The sequence below is a fragment of the Plebeiibacterium marinum genome, from assembly GCF_026013615.1.
GTDB classification, from domain to species: domain Bacteria; phylum Bacteroidota; class Bacteroidia; order Bacteroidales; family Marinilabiliaceae; genus Saccharicrinis; species Saccharicrinis marinus_A.
In genome coordinates, this window is record NZ_JAPDPI010000003.1 from 118361 (window position 1) to 141908 (window position 23548).

14 protein-coding genes are annotated in these 23548 nt (G+C 35.5%); 6 read left to right on the top strand and 8 right to left on the bottom strand.

Going from position 1 to position 23548, the window contains the following annotated elements:
* Position 1: 1 nt before the first annotated feature.
* The 6 genes from bglX to OM074_RS02750 all read right to left on the bottom strand — a co-directional run bounded on the left by bglX (position 2) and on the right by OM074_RS02750 (position 12092).
* Positions 2–2275, bottom strand: a complete 2274-nt coding sequence (gene bglX / locus OM074_RS02725; RefSeq protein ID WP_301197742.1) for a beta-glucosidase BglX — start codon at positions 2273–2275, stop codon at positions 2–4.
* Positions 2276–2504: 229 nt separating this feature from the next.
* Positions 2505–4631 (bottom strand): PKD domain-containing protein, encoded by a 2127-nt coding sequence (locus tag OM074_RS02730; RefSeq protein ID WP_301197743.1) that lies wholly within the window; start codon positions 4629–4631, stop codon positions 2505–2507.
* Positions 4632–4948: 317 nt separating this feature from the next.
* On the bottom strand, positions 4949–6790 hold the full coding sequence (locus OM074_RS02735; protein WP_301197744.1) for a glycoside hydrolase family 2 TIM barrel-domain containing protein: 1842 nt from the start codon (positions 6788–6790) through the stop codon (positions 4949–4951).
* 10 nt (positions 6791–6800) lie between these two features.
* Positions 6801–8705, bottom strand: coding sequence for a beta-glucuronidase (uidA, locus tag OM074_RS02740; RefSeq protein ID WP_301197745.1), 1905 nt, complete (start codon positions 8703–8705; stop codon positions 6801–6803).
* A 634-nt stretch (positions 8706–9339) separates the two neighbouring features.
* Positions 9340–9714: a hypothetical protein gene (locus OM074_RS02745; RefSeq protein ID WP_301197746.1), complete on the bottom strand. Its 375-nt coding sequence runs from the start codon at positions 9712–9714 to the stop codon at positions 9340–9342.
* A 29-nt stretch (positions 9715–9743) separates the two neighbouring features.
* Positions 9744–12092 (bottom strand): TonB-dependent receptor, encoded by a 2349-nt coding sequence (locus OM074_RS02750; RefSeq protein ID WP_301197747.1) that lies wholly within the window; start codon positions 12090–12092, stop codon positions 9744–9746.
* Between the two features lie 832 nt (positions 12093–12924).
* Here OM074_RS02750 and OM074_RS02755 point away from each other — a divergent pair.
* Positions 12925–13614 (top strand): helix-turn-helix domain-containing protein, encoded by a 690-nt coding sequence (locus tag OM074_RS02755; protein ID WP_301197748.1) that lies wholly within the window; start codon positions 12925–12927, stop codon positions 13612–13614.
* A gap of 121 nt (positions 13615–13735) precedes the next feature.
* Here the strand turns inward: OM074_RS02755 and OM074_RS02760 are convergent, their stop codons facing one another.
* Together OM074_RS02760 and OM074_RS02765 are read right to left on the bottom strand one after the other, a co-directional pair.
* On the bottom strand, positions 13736–14170 hold the full coding sequence (locus tag OM074_RS02760; protein ID WP_301197749.1) for an Rpn family recombination-promoting nuclease/putative transposase: 435 nt from the start codon (positions 14168–14170) through the stop codon (positions 13736–13738).
* Positions 14171–14190: 20 nt separating this feature from the next.
* Positions 14191–15264: a helix-turn-helix domain-containing protein gene (locus OM074_RS02765; protein WP_301197750.1), complete on the bottom strand. Its 1074-nt coding sequence runs from the start codon at positions 15262–15264 to the stop codon at positions 14191–14193.
* Between the two features lie 309 nt (positions 15265–15573).
* Here OM074_RS02765 and OM074_RS02770 point away from each other — a divergent pair, with 309 nt between their 5' ends.
* The 5 genes from OM074_RS02770 to OM074_RS02790 all read left to right on the top strand — a co-directional run bounded on the left by OM074_RS02770 (position 15574) and on the right by OM074_RS02790 (position 23399).
* Entirely contained in the window at positions 15574–16938 is a 1365-nt protein-coding gene (locus OM074_RS02770; protein ID WP_301197751.1) for a TolC family protein, read from the top strand.
* Between the two features lie 48 nt (positions 16939–16986).
* Entirely contained in the window at positions 16987–18063 is a 1077-nt protein-coding gene (locus OM074_RS02775; protein ID WP_301197752.1) for an efflux RND transporter periplasmic adaptor subunit, read from the top strand.
* Positions 18064–18265: 202 nt separating this feature from the next.
* Entirely contained in the window at positions 18266–21379 is a 3114-nt protein-coding gene (locus OM074_RS02780) for an efflux RND transporter permease subunit (protein WP_301197753.1), read from the top strand.
* A gap of 83 nt (positions 21380–21462) precedes the next feature.
* Positions 21463–22482, top strand: a complete 1020-nt coding sequence (locus OM074_RS02785) for a hypothetical protein (protein WP_301197754.1) — start codon at positions 21463–21465, stop codon at positions 22480–22482.
* Between the two features lie 563 nt (positions 22483–23045).
* Positions 23046–23399: a hypothetical protein gene (locus OM074_RS02790; RefSeq protein ID WP_301197755.1), complete on the top strand. Its 354-nt coding sequence runs from the start codon at positions 23046–23048 to the stop codon at positions 23397–23399.
* Positions 23400–23548 lie beyond the last annotated feature (149 nt).

The following is a 23548-nucleotide window of genomic DNA, read 5'->3' on the forward strand; positions in this document are numbered from 1 at the left end:
ATTATTTTACCCAATTAAAACTAACCTTCTTAATTTCCTCTGAGTTTGTCCCTATATACAGGTTAAACTCGCCTGGCTCCCATTGCCATTGTAAATCATGGTTGAAAAATCTCAAATCTTCAGTTGACAATTCAAACACTACTTCTTTTGATTCACCTGATTTTAAAAATACTTTCTTAAATTTCTTCAGTTCTTTTACAGGTCTTACAAGCGATGCCACCGGATCATTTAAATAAACCTGTACAGTTTCTTCACCCGCATAAGCTCCTGTATTTGTGATTTTTATTTTAGCTTTTAAAAGACTGTTATTGCCAACTAATAATGTATCACTCAATTCTATATCGCCATACTCAAAGGTGGTATAACTCAGTCCGTATCCAAACGGAAAGAGTGGTGCATTTAACTCATCCAGGTAATAGGATTTAAATTTCATAATACCGCCACGTTGTCCATCAACATAAGGCCTTCCGGTATTTTTATGGTTATAATAAATAGGGATTTGCCCTACAGACCGAGGAAAAGTCATGGTTAGTTTTCCTGATGGATTATAATCACCGGATAACACATCGGCCAGTGCACTACCGGCCATGGTACCAGGACGCCATGCCTCAACAATAGCATCGGCATATTGCAAATCATCTACCAATGTTAATGGTCGACCATTTATCAGTACTAATACAACCGGTTTTCCTGTAGCTTTAAGTTTCTTCAATAAATTACGTTGACAAGCGGGTATGGAAATATCGGTTTTACTTTTGGCCTCGCCCGTCATATTCATGGCCTCTCCCAATACTGCTACAACCACATCACTTTCCTTAGCAAGCTCTATGGCTTCTTCTTGTAGTCTTTCTTGTTCATCTATATTGTAATAACCTCGGCTCTTTTTCAAAAATACTGGCTCATCCGTAATTAAAGATCCTTCGGCATATTTTACATTATCAAATTCCTCTTGCAATCCTTTATAAATGGTTACCACACTATCTGCTTCTCCCCTAAAAGCCCACATACTAAACATCTGATTTTGGATATTTGCAAAAGGTCCAACCAAGGCAATTTTTGCTTCTCTTTTCAAGGGTAATGTTTGTTTATCATTCTTCAACAATACCATTGCCTTACAAGCTGCTTCTTTAGCCACCTGTTTATGCTCGTTTGTAAGGATATCTGTATTCTCTCTTTCCGGATTGAAACTACGGTATGGTTTTTCAAATAATCCCAGATCATATTTAGCTTCCAGAATTCTACGGCAAGCATCATCAATCTTTGACGGATGCACTTTGCCTTCTTCTACAGATTGTTTAATAGCTCCGGCAATACTTTCGCTGGCCATATCCATATCCAATCCTGCATTAACAACCAGCTCCGCAGCTTCTTTATAATCAGATGCTAATCCATGTGCAATTAACTCCTGTATACAGTTATAATCGCTTACAACAAATCCATTAAAACCCCACTCTTTACGTAACAAATCAGTTAACAACCATTTATTAGCCGTGGCAGGAATGCCTTCCACATCATTAAATGAAGTCATAATACTTTTTGCACCTGCATCAATGGCAGCTTTATAAGGAGGCAAGTAATACTGGTACATGGTTTGACGACTCATATCAGTAGTATTATAATCACGTCCGGCTTCAGATGCTCCATATAAAGCGAAATGCTTCACACATGATAGCAATGCTGTTGAATCAGAAAGTCCGTCACCTTGATAACCTTTTACCATGGCTTTAGCTACCAGACTTCCCAAGTAAGGGTCTTCTCCTGCACCTTCCATTACACGCCCCCAACGCGGGTCACGCGTAATATCCACCATGGGAGAAAAAGTCCAGTTATAGCCCACAGCAGTTCCTTCAATAGCAGCAACCCTGGCTGTTTTTTCAACTAAGGCAGTATCCCATGTACACGATAACGCTAATGGAATAGGAAAAATCGTTTTATAACCATGAATAATATCCAGGCCGTTTAAAAAAGGAATTTTCAATCGTGTACTATCTGCAATGGTAGCTTTTTTGTGTATTAAAGCAGCCTCTCCCATCACAGAATATACATTTCCGGCCGTACCATCTTTTAATTTTTCATATACATTTTTGGTAGCAAAAGGCCCGGTTTTAGAAGTTGGGGTCACTAAGTTCATTTGGGCTATTTTCTCTTCCAGGGTCATTTGCCCCATTAATGCGTCTATAACCTGGTTTTTTTTGTCTTGTTCAGAACATGAAGTAGTTAAGATACTAACCCCAATCCAAAACAACATTCCTATTTTAATTATACTACCCTTCATTATTATGTGATTTTTTAAAATTTTCTTTTTTTCTTGCAAAGCCGTTTCGTCAAAATTTCACCACGAAGACACAAAAGGCACAAAGAATCCCTAAGAAAATGATCTCTGTGTCACTTAGTGTTCTTGGAGACTTAGTGGTTATTTTTTAAAATAACTTCTTGATTCTATCTCCCTTATTCCCTTTTCCTCGTTCCTTTTAAGCTTTTAACTTTATAAACTTAGTCCTAATCTATTTTGTAACTACAACCCTTACCCTTTCCAAATTCTGAATTCTTGCAAACGGACTGGATGTATTTCCTTCTCGCTGTGAAGCAACACGAACAGTAACAAAATAAGTTCCGGGTGATTTAAACTGATAACTTCTTTTAAGGGTTGTTTCTGCTTTTAATTCTTCTCCCAAATCTTCCTTAACCGGATATTCTCCTTTACCCTCAAAATCCCATTCTACAGAAACAATCTTTCCGGTACTGGCAGGAACTTGTATATGCGAAGTAAACTCAACTTCTTCATTAACCTTAACTACAGCCTTTACGGTATCGTTAGCCAATAGCGATAAGGTTGGTTGAATACCCTTTCTATCATTAGCTAATTCAGGTACTACTACCTGACCATCCTTAATAACATAATCTGATGATTGTGGAGGGTGAATACCCTTTTCTACCCAGGCACTCAAATCTCTTAAAGCCTGTTGCAAGACTCCCAAATAACTTACCATGTGGGTAGGATACTCCTGATTTGAAAAGTCGCCATGATTAGCTCGATCAGTAAACCACAATACAAAATGATTATCTATATCATCTCCCAGATATTCCTTAACTCTATCTCTGTACCAATCAGCCTGCCATGCAAAAGCTTCTGTATCCCAAAGATTTTCCAACACAATCATTTTTCCTTCAAACTGCCCAGTTGGAACGGCTCCTGCGGCTCCTGATGTAAAAATTGGTCCAAGAATTATATTACGTTGCGGATAAATAGGTGTTCCGTTAAAGTCACGAAACATATCCCAAACTTTATATTCCGGTCCTGGTACCTGATGACGGTGATAGGTCTGAGCTGCCAGAAAATTGGAATTATCCAACAACACCTCATCGCCTACTTTTACTCTGGCCAATTTTCTCTTTGCAGCAATCTCTCCCAGTATCACAATATCATCTTGAATTTTTCTTGCAGCAAACTCCTTTCTTTTAGCCCTACCGTTTAGCATGACTATATCTCCACCCAAAAACTGAACTTTCTTTGGTGCATCTTCTAATTGGAAAGCAATAGGCAATTCTTCCCCTTTATCATCAAGCGCTTTCCATGCTGCATCAGCAGAACCACGAGCTGTACCGGGTGCAAATTCTGCCTTTAAGCCTGCCTCCGCAGCATTATGGGCATATATTAACCTCTTTATCTTTGATTTATGTTGTAACCTTCCTTCAACTAATGATTGTGGAGCATTATATCCTAAATAGCCTTCTTTCTCCCAAAAATCCTTAAAATAACTTTTGTCGGCCATACGCATACCACCGTAAAGTGCACTAAAAGCATGAATCCCCATGGTTTTAAATGCCACCCAGGCTTTGGGAGGAAATCCCATTTTTGTCACTTCTGCAAGAGCTTCTCTTTCTTCCAGTGTTAACCCTTCATACATATTACCGCTTCCTCCAGGCTCCAATGCATCAACAATTTGAGGGAGTTTGTTTTGAAGTACTCGCATGGCATGCATACGCACAGTAAATACGTTTGGAATAGCCATTGGAGATCCTATTACAAACGGCACCACTCCATCCCAAACATCTTTAGTATTTTCAAAACCTCCAATTGTACGATAGGCTCCTCCACTACCGCCAAAGGCATAACCATACGGACGGTGATCACCATACATTTCGGCTGCAACCTTTCGTGAATACATAGCACAAATGGCATTGGCTCCATAAGCACCCAGGATTTTATCGCCTCCAGCCATAGGATTACCATCTTTTCCACCTCCATTGGTTTCAATAAAGTAGGCTCCACTCTCTATCGAGAAACCAATTTTATCTTCTTCACCCGATGCTCCTTGTGATAGATTTTCACTATCCGGCACCGGAGTTATATATTGAAAGAAACGCCCCTGGTACTGTTCTTTTTCAGGAAAGTAAAATGAAAAACGAGTATCACGACCTTTAAATCCCCCATGAACGTAACGATGCTTTACTGGTTCTTCCCTCCATTCATCAATATCAATATAAGGTTCATTATACAATGAATCTATTACCTGAACAAGTTCGTTCTTTTCTGTATCTGCAGCCTGTTTACCCTTGACTTGATTATTACTACATGCAATAAAAAAGAAACAAACAATTACAAATATTAATCTGTAGATATTCTTCATAGGTTTATTAATTTAAGTATTATTTTTTACTTAATAGATGGATAGATAAGAGATAAAAGACATTCCGTGCGCCGCCGAAGCTTTAGCGGAGGAGCAAGGTTGATTTACTAAGTCTGCTCCGTCCATACGCAGGCACTTAAAATATCTGTCCCAATTAACTATATATTTTCAACATAAAAAGCACAACATAACTGTTAAATACAAACTCTTTGCTCTTTGCTCCATACTCTATACTCTATGCTCTTTGCTCTTCGCACTACGCTCAATGCACTCTGCCAATCCCTTCTCCCTTCTACTTGTTCCTTTCTACTTGTTCCCTACTCCTTATCCGACTTCCATTCCGCCTTTAAATACCTTGCAGCAGCTTTAGGCCTTCTATCTCTTGTAAATACCCCTTTATAATTGTAGCCTCCCATTCGGATAATGGATGATGTGGTTTTAAAATCTGCAAAATTCCACAACATAACTCCGGAAATAAAATCCTTATGTTTTGCCATTTGCATATAAGCTCTTATTAATTCCACCTGATAATCCTCTGTAAACATTTCAGGATTAATCGCATGTGCGCCAGGTAAGGCTGCGGCACCAAATTCTATTAATATGCAAGGCTTTTTAAACTTGGTATGGAGTTGATCCAATTCATTTGATATATTCTGAACCCCCTCATTGATTCTGCCGTTAGTTTTATACCAGCCTTCATATCTGTTTAGGCAAATCACATCTGCCACATCATACCAGTCAGAAGGTCCGTTTGAATCTCCCAAATACATCACTAATCTGGTTGGATCTAAATCTTTTGCTCTTTGCATATAGTCTGCAAACATTTTATAGGCTTCCTCTTTGCTGGTATCTCCTTCTTTTCGTCTTGTATTCTCCATGGGCTCATTAGCCAATCCCCACATGATGATGGATGGATGATTCTTGTCCCTTAATATCATCTCTTCCATATACTGATTACATAGTCCCTCAATACTTTTAATTTGTGCAGTATCATTTAACCCAAACAAACCAACAGCAGGCGATTCTGCAATTACTAAAAATCCTTTTTTATCGGCCAGGTTATAATACTCCTCATCAAAGGGATAGTATGCTGTGCGGAACGAATTGGCTCCCACCCAGTCCATTAATTCCATATCAGTCACAATAACAGGATTATTAGTTCCCCTGCCAAACAAAGGAAAATCTTCCTGCTTTCCAAAACCCTTTAAAAATATAGGCTTATCATTCAATAAAATCTGATTTTCATTAACTGAGACAGTTCTAACCCCGGTTTGTAAACTATAACTATCAATTTCTTCTTTTTCCCCTAGCACTACTTTAACATTATACAAATAAGGATCTTCCGGCGACCACAACCTCACATCGGGTATTTTAATGCTGATTTTCGCAAGACCATCCACAAACTGAATATTTTTGTCTATTTCATGTCCATTACCACTAACTGTAATGCTTCCTTGCTCAACATCTCCTTCCTGCTCAACAATAACTTCCATTAACCCTTTTGTCCCTTTAAACGAAGGAACAACGGTAATATCCTTAATGTGTGCCTTTTGAGGTACTGTATACAGGTAAACATCTCGATTAATACCACCATATGGGAAATAATCCAGATCGGCAATAGCCTGACTGCTAAAACCACCCTCCGGCATTCTGCCAAATTCAAAAATATTTTCAACCTGTATGGTAATTCTGTTTTCTGCACCAAAATTTAGCATAGGACTGATATTAAAGGAAAACGGTACATGCCCACCTGCATGTTCCCCAACCGTTTTCCCATTAATCCACACCTTGGCTGCATAAGATGCCTCGCCAATTCGTATATAAACTTTCTCATCCTTCCATCTTTCGGGAATAAATGAAGTTGTTTCGTACCAAACCCAGTCCCTGTAATTCTTCATATCAGTAAACTGTTCATTCCAGCTTCCCGGTACAGCTATAGATCTGAAATCTTTTAATCCGTTAAACCACTGTTCTTCAACGCCCTTATCTTCCGCATCCTTTTTAAATTTCCAGATGCCTGATATTTTTTTCAACTCCCTTACTTCGTTTCTTTGTGGGAATAGTGCAATGTCTTTAGGATTTGCCTTGCTGAATTCCTGAGCATTTAAACCCATTGATATTGCAAAAAGCAGTATATATATTGTTGTTCTAAGTACCATAACCTTCTGTCTATTTGTTTTGATTGCTATTCATCCATCTCTCTCTAAGATAATGGGCTGCCATTTTAGGTTTTCTGTCCCTGGTAAACACGCCTTTATAATTGAAGCCTCCAAACCGGAATATGGCCTGCGAGGTTTTAAAATCTGCAAAATTCCATACATGCATACCTGTAACATAGGGACGCTCATCAGCAACATCCAGATAAGCTTTGATAAACTCAACCTGATATTCTTCCGAAAACATTTCTGCCTGTTCATCATGACATCCTGGATAGGTATCTGCACCAAACTCCGTAATCATACAAGGTTTTTTAAACTGCTTATGTAGTTTATCTATTTCCTTGCCCACAACATAACCTCCGGTTTCAGCATCTCCCGGGGCTGTATACCAACCATAATAACGGTTTATGGCAATTACATCCGTTAACTCAAACCACTCTTTAGGACCCATCATAACACCTACATACATTACCAAACGGGTAGGATCAAGAGACTTTGCCAATGAAAAGCTTTCTGCAAACATATTTTTCATTCTCTCTTTCTCTTCCTTGGTTTTGCGCATCACTGAAAAGCCCAAAGTTGCCTTATCGCTGGGCTCATTAGCCACACACCACATGATGATGGAAGGGTGATTTTTATCTCGATAAATCATTTCCTGGATATATTGTTTACAGGTCTTTTGACGTTTTGATAGTTGTACAGAATCCCCTGCAAAATACAAACCTACAGCAGGTGTTTCACCTATTACCATAATCCCTTCCCTATCGGCCATATGATAATATTCCTCATCATAAGGGTAATGCGTTGTTCTAAAGGAGTTAGCACCTGTCCATTTCATCAACTCAAAATCTTTTACCATTACCGGATATGCACTTCCCCTGCCGTTTATTGGGAAATCCTCATGCTTTCCAAATCCATTTAAAAATACAGGTTTACCGTTTAGTAATATTTCATTCTCCGTAACTCCCACAGTACGCACTCCTGTTTTCAATGTGTATGAATCAACCACTTTACCATTTTGGCTTAATTGTACAGTTACATCATATAAGTCAGGTGTTTCAGGCGACCATAAGTGAACATCAGGAATATCAACTTTAGTTTTTGCTTTTCCTTCTGTAAAAGAAACTGATTTCTCTATTTTTTTTCCAAATCCTTCAACAATGATTTTACCTGATGATAAAGCACCTTTTTGCTCTATCTCTACATTCATAAAACCTGTTGTCCCTTCAAAATCGGGACGTACTGTAATATCATGGATAGATGCTACGGACGGCACAGAATAAAGCTCAACGCTTCTGTTCAAACCTGCGTAAGGAAAAAAATCGTAATTTGCATTCGGAAAATTACCGAACGCACTCCCTGGCACTTCTCCGGTTGGAACACGTTCCGGCTTTAATATATTTTCAACTTTAATGGTGATTCTGTTGGATGCCTCCCAATTAATATAATTATTTAACTCAAAAGCAAAAGGTACATGACAGCCTTCATGTTCACCAACTGCCTTACCATTCACCCAGATTTTTGCAGCGTAAGTAGCATCATTAACACGAATATATATCTTATCGTTTTTCCAGGATCGGGGTATATAGGTTTCTGTTTCATACCAGCCCCATGCCATGTAATCTCTCATATCAGTAAACTGTTCATTCCAGCTACCTGGTACAGCTATTTGCCTGAAATGATTTAAACCATTATACCACTGCTGACTTTCCCCTTGATTCGCAGAGTCTTTTTTGAAATTCCAAATTCCATTAAGGCAAATCTTATCTCTGTAACTATTTTGTATTGGAGACAAAGCTATATCCTTAGGCTTTGCTATACTAAAATCACCTGCATAAAGCGGCAGTGAACTAACCAAACAGGTAAGCATAATGAACAATACCCATTTGTTATTATGGTATAATTTATGGTACATGATATTGATATAATTATTTATTATGGATAAAATATGTTGCTTTTGTTTTTAGATACAATAGTTCGGCAAATATTTATAACTGTCATATTTACAAGCGTCTACAATTTGTAGCGCAAAACACATAAACAATTAATTTTAAGCGCCTTGTAAATATGTCTATAATCTATTATCTAAAATCTAACGATCTATTGATATAGATATTGGCAAATAGCCATTTTGTTTCCTGATCGCTATTAGTTATTCAATCAATCTGTTATTTTGGAATATTCGTTAGTGGTTTAATACCCTTGAAATATTACACCTAACTATATTAGTGTATGCGCAACAATTCTCATTCAATATTTTTGCGTTTTTATACTATTAACCGATTCGCTTACTAAAATAAATACTCAAAAACATATATTGCTACATAATTAACAGGTCAATAGCTCGGTGGTTTTATATAACTTTCAGATACCTTGGCTTTTACATTTCGCTGCATTAAATACATAAATAATTGATTTTAATAATCTTGTAAATAAGTCTAAAATCTATTATCTAAAATCTAACGATCTATTACAATATATAATGCCAATAACAACTTGAAGTATGCCGGGAAGTATATAACTCCCCGACATAACATTGGTATTAACAACTATTCTTCTTTAACGCCTCTTGTTGCATAGGCATCAAACATGTCCATTAACGAACCTTCTAATTTATCCTCTTCTACTTTTTCAAGATAACAATACACATCATATCCTCCTGAAACCCAATATACAGTTACCTCATCCTCTTTAAGTTCTACACGAGTCGCCTGTGTATCCGGCTTTCCTTCCTGCTTAACCACACCTACAACTTTACCCTCTTTTTCTTCCAAAGTTATAATAATAGTAGCATCTCCACTTGGGGTACCTTCAACCAATACAGTCCAGGTATCCACTAAACTTTTTTCTTCAGCTTGTGCGTTTACTGCAAAAGCAGAAAATAAAAACATCATCCCTACAATAATCTTACTAATCGTTTTCATAATATAAATATTTAAAAGTTATGTATTAATTAAAATTTAAAGTCCACTGATAATTCAAATTGACGTGGTCGTATAGCCGAAGCAACTACACCTGTACCTGCAGCAGGTTCCTCTGTCATTTGCATTGAGTTAACCAAATCTCCTTTGATACCACGTTGATCAAGGAAATTGGTAACTTTTAAGCCTAGTTTTACATTACGACTCAACATATAGTCTAAACCTCCAAAGCTTTCCCACCAAGGATTATATTTAATTGTATTTAAAGCTGTACCATATTGTTTTCCAAAATAACGCAAGCTAAACCATGCTTTCATCTTGTTTTTATAGAACTTATAACTAGGATCTATCTCTAATAAGATCTTCGACAATCCAACTACCTGCTTGTCTGAATAATTGTAAGTATCTGTTGCTCCTGGTATGGTCATTCCATACAAGTTAATATCATCAAACTGATAAGTTAAAGAGTAATTTTTATATTTTGGATTTTGCAAAGTCACTAAAAAGTGAATATTAAAGTTCTTAATAGGATTTGCAGTAATATCCGTAGTCCACCCAATAGTTTCAATATCGTAATATTCAGGACCAAAATCACTTCTTACTGCCTGTGCTAACTGTCCATAAATGGCTTCAGCTTTTTGATTATACAGTCCCGTTTCAGTACACCTAACATTGGTTTTTGTAATTCCTGTAATTTTTGAAACAATATTTAATTTGCTCCCAATGTTATAATAAAGCCCTGCTCCATACTTTGTAACTACAGTTTCTTTTTCTATTGGATTTACTTTACGTCCATACGATAAACCATCGGCATTTATTATACTACCTGTTGCATCTCTATCATAATCCCAATCCAGTTCCCATGAAGAATTGTAACAACCATCAGCCAGAAAACCAAAATTATTGGTCACTTTAAATACAAGGTTACCTATACCCACCTTGTTCCATTTATTATTCATTTCATAAGTCATCAATTCCGATTCATCCTCTGGCACTGTTTCATAGGATACATTGAACTGGTTATGAACATCCTTATAATTCTGATGCTCAATACGAACTCCTAATCCAAGATCAATCCTGCTTCCTATTGAAAAATCATCAGACAAATATAACGCTGTTTTATTCCATGTATTACTAGCTACATTTCCCCATGAAGAAGAAACAAAGTTTTCAGGATTTGAGCCATCGAAATATGTAATTGAACCTGTAGCACGATCTTGAGCATAGATTCTAGGATTTGCTTCAACAGTCATACTGTACATACCTGTATATATTTCGTACTCGCGTTTATAATATTGATTATGCAAGCCTAATCGTAAACGGTGCTTGCCTGCTTCTTTGGTTAACTGGATTCTTGTATTAAACATTTCACATTCTGACTGGGGAATAAGTTGGTTGAGTACACTTTGCTTCCCAATGCCCCCATTTGCGTTTACATCAATAGATGTACTTAGTGGAAAAATAACAGCCATTGGGCTATTCATATCCTGATATAAAGTGGTATAAGATAAATTGTATCCATTGCTAAACTTATGCTCACCTGTTAAATATAGATTATGAGATATCGAACGACTATACTTATCTTTTGAAATATCTGCTGTTCCTATATTACCATATGGATCTTTATATGGGATTAAACCATTACCTGGTATATAAGAATCCCTTCCTAAATCAAAGTTATCCAGTTCTTTAAATTCTCCATCTCCCTTATACATTAAAGGCACATAATTGGACATGATAATACTGGCATCCACCATTTTATACAACAACTTTACATTACCATTCTTATACTTTTGCTGAATACCTACTTTTGTCATAGTAGTATTATCATACCATGGAGTAAACTGATAATTAATACCATTTCCCCTGTCAAAGTTTTTATAGGCACTTAAAATATAACCCAGTCCATTTTTATTTAAAGATCCTGTAAAGGTTGCATCATAACGAGATGTACCATTACTTGTTAAATTAATAGAAGCATATCCTTTAAATTTTCTGGATGCATCTCTGGTAAATGATCTTACCGGATTACCTACTTTTCCATATAATAGCGCACCTTCCTCAAAGGATAATAACCCCAAACGAGTTAAACTATTGTCTTTACGCCATGCTGCCAAAGGATTAGTAGGATAAAAATAATATACAGATGGCACTCCATTCTCCCCTATTATTAAATCACCCTTAAATGGTAAACCAATATTTACGGTTCGTGGACCTGTAGAATTTTCGGCATTTAGCATTACATTACGGTTCTTTTCTTCCTTTTGAATACCTTTTTTTACCTGTGTTGAATCTGCTGATGATTCATCATCCTGTGCCCATCCATTGGTAACAAACAATGACAACACGAATAATAACATTCCGATAGATTTCTTTTTCATAGTGAATTGTTTAAATTGTTTACAAAACTTAAAAATAAGGTCAAAAACATGTATAAATTTTAGTTTCATTTCAATCTGATTTTAACTTTACTTTTTTCTTTCAATACAAACATATTTATAAACATTTTAACAATCATTCACATTTCTGCTCACAATTTATTTATACGTCCTAATGGATTGTAAACTATCGTACTAATTTCTTATATACCTATATTACTGTGAATTACAACTCAGAAAAAACTTTACTTCCTGATCCATTCAATGATCTATTTTATGTATATTTGCCACTATAAATTTAAAGTAATTAACATTTGCAGTTAAGATGAAATGTTAAAAATTTATATTTTCTAGACTCAATTAACTTTATATTATAATCTTCATGAATACAACTTTATTTTATATAGGTATAGTTGAAACTATTCTAATCTCAATCATACTATTTTTTAAAAGACCAGTAAATATTGCTGATAAATTACTCAGTTGCTGGTTTATGATATTATCGTTGACTTTTGTTGTAAATATTATCAAGCTTAACCATCAAATAGAAGAATCTTGGGCATTTTCTCTTATTCTATACTTAGCATTTCCCCCATTTATATTTTTATATACAAAATATATTACTACCGAATATAAAAGATTTGATAAAAAGGACTACTTACACTATATACCTACATTTATTAGCCTACTCCTTTTATTTATTTTTAAAACACCTGATTCAAACAACATTAAATCTTTAGCCGATCATTACAGCGATCAAGTATTACTACGAATGATACTAGGCAATATCTATATCATCAATTTGTGGGCTTATGGTATTCTTTCTTTATTAAAAATGAAAAATCACCATAAACAGATGATAAATGCCTATTCTTATAATTCAGGAAAAATAAACCTAAACTGGCTATTTATTATCGTTATAGCCTACTTATTGCTACATAATGCAGGAATCTTAATAAGCATTTTTAAGTTTCTTGATAAACCAATTCATAGCCTTGAACATTTATCAAGCGGTGTGTTACTTGTATTTGTATTTGTATTGGGCATATTTGGGTTTAGGCAAAACCAGTTGACATCTGTTACTAACTCACCTAAAATATCAGCTCCTCAAATTAAAGCACCTGCAAAAACTGAAGAAGAGGTTTCGGATAAATACAAGCACTCCAGCTTAAAGGAAGCCCAGGCAAATGCGTACATGCAAAAAATTATAGATTATATAAATGCCTCAGCCATCTGGAAAGATAATGAGCTCTCTATAGATAAAATATCTGCTCAAACAGGCATACCAAAATACTATATATCACAGGTATTAAACGAGAAGGTTCAAAAGAATTTCTACACTTTTATTAATGAGTACCGCATTGAATATGCCATGAAGCTCATTAAATCACCGGAACATAAAAACTGGTCGTTTGTAGCTATTGCCTTTGAGAGTGGTTTTAATTCAAAATCGGTGTTTAATTCATTTTTTAAGAAACATACGGGCATGACGCCTACTGAATATAAGAATAAGGAAGTTGGGTGAGTTGGAAGGATAGAGGGAACAATGAACAATGAGCAATGAGCAATCAACAATGAACAATGAGCATATTGACTAATGACTATTGACTCTAATAAGCAAGGAAATTGATAATTGATATTGATACCTATCGACCTTGTAGCATCTTCTCAATTTGTTCAACGGTTAAACCGGTAGATTTAGATATAATTTCAATAGACACGCCATTTTCAAGAAGGCTTTTTACTAACTCTGAAGTACGCTCCTCTTTGCCTTTCTCTAAACCCTTTTTCCATCCTTCTTCATGCCCCTCCTCTTTTGCGGTATCCAAGGAGTTTTTAAGATCTCTGTAGTATTTTAAACTATCTTCATACGACAAATATTCTTCATGAGAAAATTTTGCAATCTCTGCAACCTCAAATACTCGCTCAAACACTTTCTCTTTTAACTTATCTGGCAACCGATCCAATTTATGGAGATTTTTCAACACATATAACCACTTGTCATAATGCGAATCAAGTTCATCAATAGTTTTATTGAACTTTGGCATTTCAAAAGTACATTTTCTACTAATAACTTTCAAGTCTGTAATAACGAAATAATTTAACTCCTCTTATCCTTCAGTTTATTTAAATACTCCGAAGGTGTATTACCCGTAATCTCTTTAAATGCTTTGTTAAAGGCCGACTTGCTATTAAACCCACATTCATAGGCCAGATAGAGTAACTTAATGTTCGAAGAGTCTTCCTTTTTCAATAAATCAATCATATGGTTTACCCGGTACTCTTTTATAAAATTAAAGAAATTGGTATTCAGGTTTGTATTGATCACTTCTGATAAATACTGCTTTTTAACATCCAGTTGCTCTGCCAGTTTTTCTAAAGACAAATCCCCATTAAGAAATGGTTTCTTTAGGTCCATATACTGCTTGAGCACTTCTACATAGTCTTCATTGCGCTCTTTTTCTTCTTTCTTGTCCTGAGCCTTAACTATTTGTGTTTTGGTAATATTCCTCTGCCACACACCTAAAATCAGTATTATAAATATACTTATGCTATGGTTAAAGTTATAATAAACACTTATTTCATCATACAACTCTACCGGGTTCTCTTTACTTAACAGGATCCATCCCATCCCTCCTATATGAATTAAAACATCATAACTTAAAATCGCTACAACCCAGTATAAGTTAATTTTTGCTGATTCATAGGAATAATAACTTTTTAAGTCTTCATGATGCCATTTTAAAATACGGAAAGAAAGAAATAAAAAGCAGATCATAAACGCAAAAAACAAGGTATTTATGATATCGTAATGAATACTTGAGTATGCGCTATTTATATAATCATAGCGGGATACTACCATATAAATCAACAAAACAACAGCAGGAAGAAAATAAAGTATATCCTTATTCTTGATCCTCTTTAAGTCTGAGGTCATATATTTTAAGTACAGAAAGAAAAATATATACTTTTCAATACTGATTACTGTACAAACATTATGCAGAAGCAGGTTATTATATTTCTGGTTTACCAACTCAATTACATATTTTATTGTTGACAACAAGAAAAAAGATAAAAGTATAATATTCCCTGCCTGCGACCTGTCTTTCAACATATAAATAAACACAGAACCTATAAGGGAAAATACAAGACCATATAGAAAAATCATTTCCATCTTAAAAACTAACTTTAGCCCATATTCAAATTGGATAGAATACAAATATAAAGCATATTTTCACCAAACCAATAACCTGCACATATTCAAACCGGGAATTTTCAAACAAAAAAACTGAAATATCACTACTTCTCCGGGCGAATATACATACCCCCATAACACTGACACACTGCCTGTTAAGAGTACAACTTTATAACATAGACGTCTTTTTTAAACCTTTTTGTAAGGCAACACCAAAATACATTCAACATTAAATAACATTGCTTCTAATTACAATCAAGATTATCCAAAAATAAAAATCAAATTATAATGAGATTAAAGAAATACAAATTAGCATGCTTCATGTGGCTTATTTTTTCCGCGGCACTTTCTGCCCAGGAAAAGCATATTATGGATTTAAACCAGATGTTGGAATTTGCCCGTCAAAACAACTACGAGATTAAAGAGGCAAACCTTTACAAAATGCAAAGCCAGGCAAAAGTAAAGGAAGTAAAAGGAAATGGATTACCCCAGATCAAATCTGAAGTTGATTACAAGCATTATATCGAAAGACCGGTAACAGTTCTGGATGGGGCAACACTGGGTCGATCCGGGGATATTCTTCTTCCTGTTGGCCGAATTGATAATGTAGATGCTTCGGTTCAATTTTCTCAACTATTGTTTTCGCTTAAATACATCAATGGAGTAAAAACGGCAAAAAAAGTTACGGAAATCAGGGATCTTGAAGTTGATAAAGCAGAAGAAGAGATGATCCAGTTGCTTTTGAATGAATATTACAACCTATTGGCAATCTATGCTAACTTAAATATTATAGAAAGCAATATGGAATCCCTGGCTCAAATGAAGCATAAAATCAGTTCACTTGTTACCAATGGGGTGGCACTAAAAACCGATCTGGATAAGATCACAGTGAACTACGCAAACCTTCAGGCAAATAAAGAGCAGGTGTTGGCTGCTATTAATGTTCAGTCCAATAATCTAAAATACATTATCGGCATTGAGCCAAACGATGAACTTGCTATTGACACAACAGGTTTCCACAACTTGTTTAAAGCCTCTCTTATAACTGAAAATACTCAGGAAAACTTAACTTTCGACAACCTCACTGAGGTTCAAATGCTTAACAAGTCGCTTGACCTATACAATTTGAAGGTTAAAACTGAACAAGCAGAAAAATACCCCAACGTTGCATTATATGGAAGTTTTATGTATCAGGGGATGAGAAATGAATTCAACTTTTTTGATACGAATGAAAAGTGGTATCCTGTACAGGTTGTTGGATTTAAAGCTTCTATACCAATATTTACCGGATTCTCGAACAATGCCAAAATTAAGCAGGCTAAATACGACTACTGTGTAACCCAAAATAAAATGCAGAAAGCACTATCCGGCCTTCAGCTTCAATACTCAAACGCATTGATGCAGTACAATGCCAGTGTTCGAAACTGCCAGATTCAAATTGATAATATCCAGCTAGCTAAAGACGTTCGACATCAGGAAGAGATGAAATACAACGAAGGGATGTCGACCTTAACTGATTTGTTAATCTCAGAAAAAGACCTGAGAACAGCAGAAATAAACTATGCACAAAACTTTATTACCATGAAACAGGCAGAAGTAGATCTGTTAAAATCAAAAGGATTACTAAAAGACTACCTGGTATCCCATCCATAACCCCCTGCTTTATCCATTTTAAATTATTAAATTAAAAATATTACAGTTATGAAAAAGAAGAAAAATATCAGACGTGTACTGTCGCTCGTTATTATAGCTGCTTGCTGCGGACTAATATTTATGCAGTTGAAAAGTAACAAAGAAGAAACAAAAAAAATTGCAGAACTGGCTAATATTAAAGGACAGTATTATCCTGTAAAAGCTTTAATCATTGAACCCACAAATCCTAACGCAAAAATAACAACTACCGGATTTCTACAATCAGAAACTGATTTGAATCTGATCTCAGAAACTCAGGGTAGAATAATTGCAGTATACAAAGAAAAAGGTGATTACGTTAACAAAGGAGACATAATTGCCAAAGTTGATGATGAATTACTGAGAGCACAATTAAATGCAACAAAAGCTGCCTATGAACAACTTGAAAAAGAGGTAGCCCGCTTTACAAAACTGGTTGAAGAAAATGCTGTTACCAGTCAAAAATTAGAAGAAATCCAACTGAATCTGGAAACAACAAAAGCAAAATACGTTTCTGCTAAAAAGCAATTAGAAGACACTAACATCAAGGCGCCAATCAACGGTTTTATTGAAAGTGACAATATTGAAGTTGGCCAGTTTATAGGAGGAGGTGCTGTAATATGCAATATAATCGATGCTAAAAACTTAACACTTAAGCTCGACATATCTGAGCAAGACTATGCCAATATCAAACTGGGACAAACTGTAGATATTACCTCATCTGTGTTTCCTAATCAGACCTTCCGGGGCACAATTTCTTACATCGGCAAAAAAGCAGGATATGGTAATAGCTTTAGTGCTGAGATTAAATTAGCCAACACCAACGATAACCTGTTAAAAGCAGGGATGTTTGTTACAGCAAGTATTTCACTTCAATCAGAAACCACAGGAATTTTTGTACCACGTAGAGCCATTGTAGGTTCATTAAAAGATGCTTCTGTTTATGTAATTAACGATAACAAATCAATACTAAAAAAAGTAATTACAGGAAACACAATTGATGGACAAGTACAAATTGTGGAAGGATTAAAAGATGGTGATTCAGTGATCGTTGAAGGTAACTACAACATCTACGATCAAGCCGATGTAAAAGTAATGAATCTCTAATCACAGACATTTAGACACAAGATATGAGACACAAGACTGAATTACAGCTTGCGTTAAGCTATTATCAAAAATAAGAAACAATCATGATTAAGTATTAAATGCACAGGATGATGAATAAAGAGTATTGAATTCTCTTTTCTTTCGATATAAATTCATCAATCCTGATACTTGATACTTGTGTCTTGATACTAATTTTTAACACATGAAAATACTAAGTTTATCCATAAGAAGGAGCACTGTACCTATTGTAATGTTTACCATACTCATTATCATAGGGCTGTTTTCTGCTTCAAAAATTAAATATGCCCTTATTCCGGAAATTAATTCCCCTATGGTAATGATTAGTACCATATACCCGGGAGCCGGACCGGATGAGGTAGAACAATCTGTTACTATTCCCATAGAGGATGCCATTGCTTCGTTAGAAGGGATTGAAGAAGTAAGTTCCTCATCCATTGAAAATTTATCCTTGGTTCAGGTATCGTTATCATTTAATACTGATATAAACCTGGCTGTTCAGGAAGCAACTCAAAAAATAAACAGTATCGTTGCCAATTTACCCAAACAGATAAAAACACCATCTGTCAAAAAATTTGATTTAGGTGCGCTACCTATTTTTATTGCAGGGGTAAATTCCGATTTGCCGGATAAAGACTTTTATAAGTTCGTAGATGACAGGATAAAACCTGAACTGGCAAGTATACAGGGCGTTTCAAGCGTTGACCTTTTGGGAGGTTTACAACGGGAAATTAAAATTATGATTGATCCGTTAAAATTGAAATCCAACAAATTGAACCTGTTGAATGTTACACAGATGATTCAATATGCCAATATGGAATTGCCAACGGGTAAATTAGAAACACCTACCAATGAAATGACCATCCGCCTGTCCGGTAAAATCAGGACTTTGGAACAGTTAAAAAACATCATTGTTGGAGGACATAAAGATGGATCAATAATAAAACTTGGCGACATTGCCGATATTTATGACGGTATTTCCGACCCGGAAAAAATCACCCGTATCGATGGCATGGAAACCATTGGTATTGAAGTCAGCAAACAAAAGGATGCCAACTCTGTAGAAGTTATTGAGCTGGTAAAACAAAAGTTTGCCGAACTAGAAAAAACTTATGCACAGGATAATGTGAAATTCCGTATTGCCGATGACCAGTCACGTTTTACCATACAGGCTGCGGATGCAGTTACCCATGATTTGATATTGGCCATTATCCTGGTATCGGTTATCATGGTACTATTCTTACACAGCTTACGTAACTCTATCTTTGTATTGGTGGCCATCCCAACCTCGTTGGTTTCAACTTTTACGGCCATGTACCTGCTTGATTTCTCTTTTGACCTGATCAGTTTAACATCATTATCTCTTGTTGTTGGTTCTCTTGTTGATGATGCCATTGTGGTTATTGAGAACATCTATCGTCATATGGAAATGGGTAAAAACAGGGTTCAGGCCTCTTTTGATGCTGTTAAAGAATTAGGAATGACAGTAACTGCTATTACGCTTGTACTGGTAGCGGTGTTCTTGCCTATTGCTTTTGTAACTGGTGTGGTAGGTGATATCCTTCGTGAATATGCGGTAACGATTGTAGTATCCATGATGTTTAGTTTATTGGTATCTTTTACTTTAGTGCCATGGATGACTTCAAGATGGGCAGTGCTTGCTGTAAAAAAGAACAACTTTATTGGAAAAATACTGGATGGTTTTGAAAGATCCATTGATATTGTAAATGAAAATGTTTTGTCGGCTATGCACTGGTCATTACGCCATAAAACAATTACTCTGCTTGCTACCTTCTTCTTCTTTATAGGAACGTTTATGCTCTTCCCGGCTGGTTACATCGGAGGTGAATTTGCATCATCGGGCGACAGGGGATCATTTATGTTACGATTAGAGTTTCAACATGACATCAGCTTAGCTGAAAACAATAGTTCAACCCGTCAGGTAGAGCAATTTCTAATGGAACAGCCCGAAGTAGAAATGGTATATGCCACTGTAGGTAAAAAATCGGGTACGGTTTCCACTACTTCTACTCCCTACTTTAGTGAGATTATGGTAAATATGGTTCCCAAAGACCAACGGGACATGACCACAAGTGTTTACGCCCGCCAGATCAGGGCTAAACTGGAAGAACAGGTGATTGGTGCCAAAATTAAGGCTGTCGCTGTAAATATTATGGGTAATGAGGATGTTCCTTTAAAGTACTACATTGTAGGTTATGATGTGGATAGCGTTATTCCTTATGCAGAAAAAGCATTGGCTGCAATGAAATCGATTGAAGGGGCTGTTGAATCAGAACTCAGTGTGGACAAAAACAATCCGGAATACAACATAAAGGTTGACCGTGATAAAATGAGTAAGTTAGGACTAAACCTGATGTCGGTAGGTGGGGTATTAAGAACATCGTTTGCCGGAAATACGGATAACAAATTCAGGGAAGAAGGTAAAGAATATGATATTAATATCCTGTTAAATGAAGCAGATCGCAGAACCAAGGATGATCTGGAAGATATCACCTTTGCTTCTATGACCACCAATGAACTTATCAAATTATCACAATTTGCTGACATCTCAGAAAGTAATGGACCATCCCGTTTGGAACGCTACAACCGTAATCCATCGGTTATGCTGTCGAGCCAGATTATCGGCGTATCTCAAAATACGGTTCAATCAGAATTCACCAATAAACTGGCTAAAATAGAAGCCCCGGAAGGAACTAAATTAGCTTCTTCAAAACAAACCAAGATGATGGCAGAATCTTTTGCTTCTCTGGGCTTAGCGTTCCTTGCTGCTATTATTTCGGTATACCTGATTATGGTATTACTATACAACAGTTGGGCTGATCCGTTTGTGGTTATGTTCTCAATTCCTCTGTCGATAATTGGTGCAATTTGGGCATTGGCTCTGGCCAATCAAACATTAAACATCTTCTCTATATTAGGTATCGTGATGTTAGCAGGTTTGGTTGCCAAAAATGCCATCTTAATTGTGGACTTTGCCAACGAACTAATCGAACAAGGCAAAAACCTGGTTGAAGCCGTTGAAACTTCTGTGAAACTTCGTTTCCGACCCATCCTGATGACTAACGTATCCATGATCATTGGTCTATTCCCTCTTGCTTTTTCACAAAGTGAAGGTGCCGAATGGAAAAACGGAATTGGTTGGACTCTGATTGGTGGATTAACTGTATCCATGTTCTTATCTATGATTATTGTTCCGATTGTTTACTATGGAATCAAAAGACTACAGGAAAAAATGGGGTTGGCAAATAAACCTAAATTAGACTTTATAGAAAAATAGTATTCTCTAATATTGTGTGTATTAACTTAAAGGTTGCTCTGTTTTTTAGGGCAACCTTTTCATTTTCAAATTCATCAATCAACATGTATTACAATTTATTACGATTATTAGCTTGTTCTGTTGTTTTCTCCTTTTTCTTCTTCACATCAATAAGCAGTCAAGGCGTAAAATCAGAAAAAAATATTTCAGATTCAATCAAGATGGCATATATGGAAAAACTGGCACTAAAAAATCCAATGATACGTCAGTTTTCCATGACCAGTGAATTAATTCCGCACAGAAATATATCTTCAAAACTGTATGGAAAAGATTTTATAAAAGGCGATGCAACTATTTATAGAAACTCAATGCTATTTAAAATGCCAGTAAAAGATTGGAAAAACAGTTCACTAAGCTCATCTGCTTCTGTGTTAAATCAAAAGTTTTCAATGCATAACATGACCCATTATGATGATCCAAACACAACTTACGATCTTGATTTTTCAAAAACAACGCTGGGTCTTTCTTTGAATTATAATGTTCGCGGAAAGCTATTTAACAAACCGGTTATGTATAATACATCAATAACCGGAGTTACAGATCCTTCTTTTTCTGAATATGATTACTCGTTTACCGGAGTTATGATGTTTACATTAAAAAGAACCCAAACCACAACATTATCTTTAGGAGGAGTTGTGCTTATTAGTCCGGGAGTAAAAATACCAGGCTTTATGATGGTAAGTTATACTCACCAGTTTAATAAAAACCTGGAGTTATCTGCAAATCTCCCCTATCGTTTGGCACTACGACAAGAGTTAAACACTAAAAATTCACTTTCTTTTATAAATGAAATGAGTGGATCTAAAGCATTTTTTAATATCGACAACCGATATTTTCCTGAGAAATCAAGTTACGGTACATCTGAAATAAAATCAGGTTTATTATATGAACGTCGTTTAGGTAGAAAATTTGTTTTAGGACTATCCGCAGGAGCCTTGTACACAGCAACTTCAGAGATGAAAGAAAACAACACCTGGGATGATAGTTATTTTATTAAAAACAAAAGCACACTGGATGCATATTTTGATATAAATATTTCTTTGCTACCTTTTATAAATTGGTAGAACTAACATTGTTAAAAATCTTAGTAGCCAAACCTTAACCTTTTACGCAATTGTTACGCAATTATTACGCAATTACTCAAAAGCATGGAAAGAACCTGATCCTTTTGTACCAGAATACTTCACATTTTGCGTTCTACTAACTTTCTAAGATCAATAGTGGCCATCTCTCGTGATATTATATTTAAATTTTGATATTCCTTATTCTTATAAAATTACAATATGCAAAAGCACCTCTATTCCTGTTAAAATAACTTTATTCCAATAGTTACATACCCTTATTTTACAGGCCTGCAACATTCATTAACAAAAATACTATTAACAATAACCTACCTAACCTTTACTTAGTGTTAAAAAACGGCCTTTATGTTAATCAATATTTCCAATGTTAACTTAATGTTACCTCTATATTTCGCAAATATTGATTTTAAGGGAATTTATCAACTTCTCTTAATTAAGCTTAAATGTATAGGTCCAAACGGCCATATTTTGCAACCGATCCGGCACTTATATCTACATTTGAATTGTAAAACAAAAACAAATATTAATTATTAAAATTTAAAACAATGAAAATGAAAAAAGAAATGAAAAAAGCAGGAATGGTAGCCATGTTTGCTTTAGCAATGACAACTAGTTTGTTTGCCAACGAAGGAGAGAAAAAAGAAATAAAAAACGATGAACCGGTAAAGGTTGCAGAAGCTCCTGCATATACTGTTTATTTAACCATAAATGGCATGATGATTGAATTATCTCCAATTGATGTTTATGCAAAAAACGATACTGATGCAACAGAAGAATCTATTGAACCAACACTAAAAAATGAAGACCTGGCTATGTTGGATGATGCTGATTCTTTTTATGAAAAGATGCGTATTGAAAATGCCATTGAAGATGTAAAGAGTGCGAGCTATTATTTTTAACCAGCAACTGTAATGTAATGACAAATAACAATGAAAATGCTGATCAGCATGATCAGGAAAATAATTTATCAAACTTTTATGAATGTGTATCTTCAAATATTTAAGAGGATACACATTTTTTTTACACTTCATTATTTAAAAAAACCACA

Excerpts from the sequence above, each read along its gene's own strand:
- OM074_RS02770 (WP_301197751.1), top strand. The coding sequence starts at position 15,574 with ATGAGATTAAAGAAATACAAATTAGCATGCTTCATGTGGCTTATTTTT.
- OM074_RS02745 (WP_301197746.1), bottom strand. The coding sequence starts at position 9,714 with ATGAAAACGATTAGTAAGATTATTGTAGGGATGATGTTTTTATTTTCT.
- OM074_RS02750 (WP_301197747.1), bottom strand. The coding sequence starts at position 12,092 with ATGAAAAAGAAATCTATCGGAATGTTATTATTCGTGTTGTCATTGTTT.
- OM074_RS02765 (WP_301197750.1), bottom strand. The coding sequence starts at position 15,264 with ATGGAAATGATTTTTCTATATGGTCTTGTATTTTCCCTTATAGGTTCT.
- OM074_RS02755 (WP_301197748.1), top strand. The coding sequence starts at position 12,925 with ATGAAAAATCACCATAAACAGATGATAAATGCCTATTCTTATAATTCA.
- OM074_RS02775 (WP_301197752.1), top strand. The coding sequence starts at position 16,987 with ATGAAAAAGAAGAAAAATATCAGACGTGTACTGTCGCTCGTTATTATA.
- bglX (WP_301197742.1), bottom strand. The coding sequence starts at position 2,275 with ATGAAGGGTAGTATAATTAAAATAGGAATGTTGTTTTGGATTGGGGTT.
- OM074_RS02785 (WP_301197754.1), top strand. The coding sequence starts at position 21,463 with ATGTATTACAATTTATTACGATTATTAGCTTGTTCTGTTGTTTTCTCC.
- OM074_RS02780 (WP_301197753.1), top strand. The coding sequence starts at position 18,266 with ATGAAAATACTAAGTTTATCCATAAGAAGGAGCACTGTACCTATTGTA.
- uidA (WP_301197745.1), bottom strand. The coding sequence starts at position 8,705 with ATGTACCATAAATTATACCATAATAACAAATGGGTATTGTTCATTATG.
- OM074_RS02790 (WP_301197755.1), top strand. The coding sequence starts at position 23,046 with ATGAAAATGAAAAAAGAAATGAAAAAAGCAGGAATGGTAGCCATGTTT.
- OM074_RS02730 (WP_301197743.1), bottom strand. The coding sequence starts at position 4,631 with ATGAAGAATATCTACAGATTAATATTTGTAATTGTTTGTTTCTTTTTT.
- OM074_RS02735 (WP_301197744.1), bottom strand. The coding sequence starts at position 6,790 with ATGGTACTTAGAACAACAATATATATACTGCTTTTTGCAATATCAATG.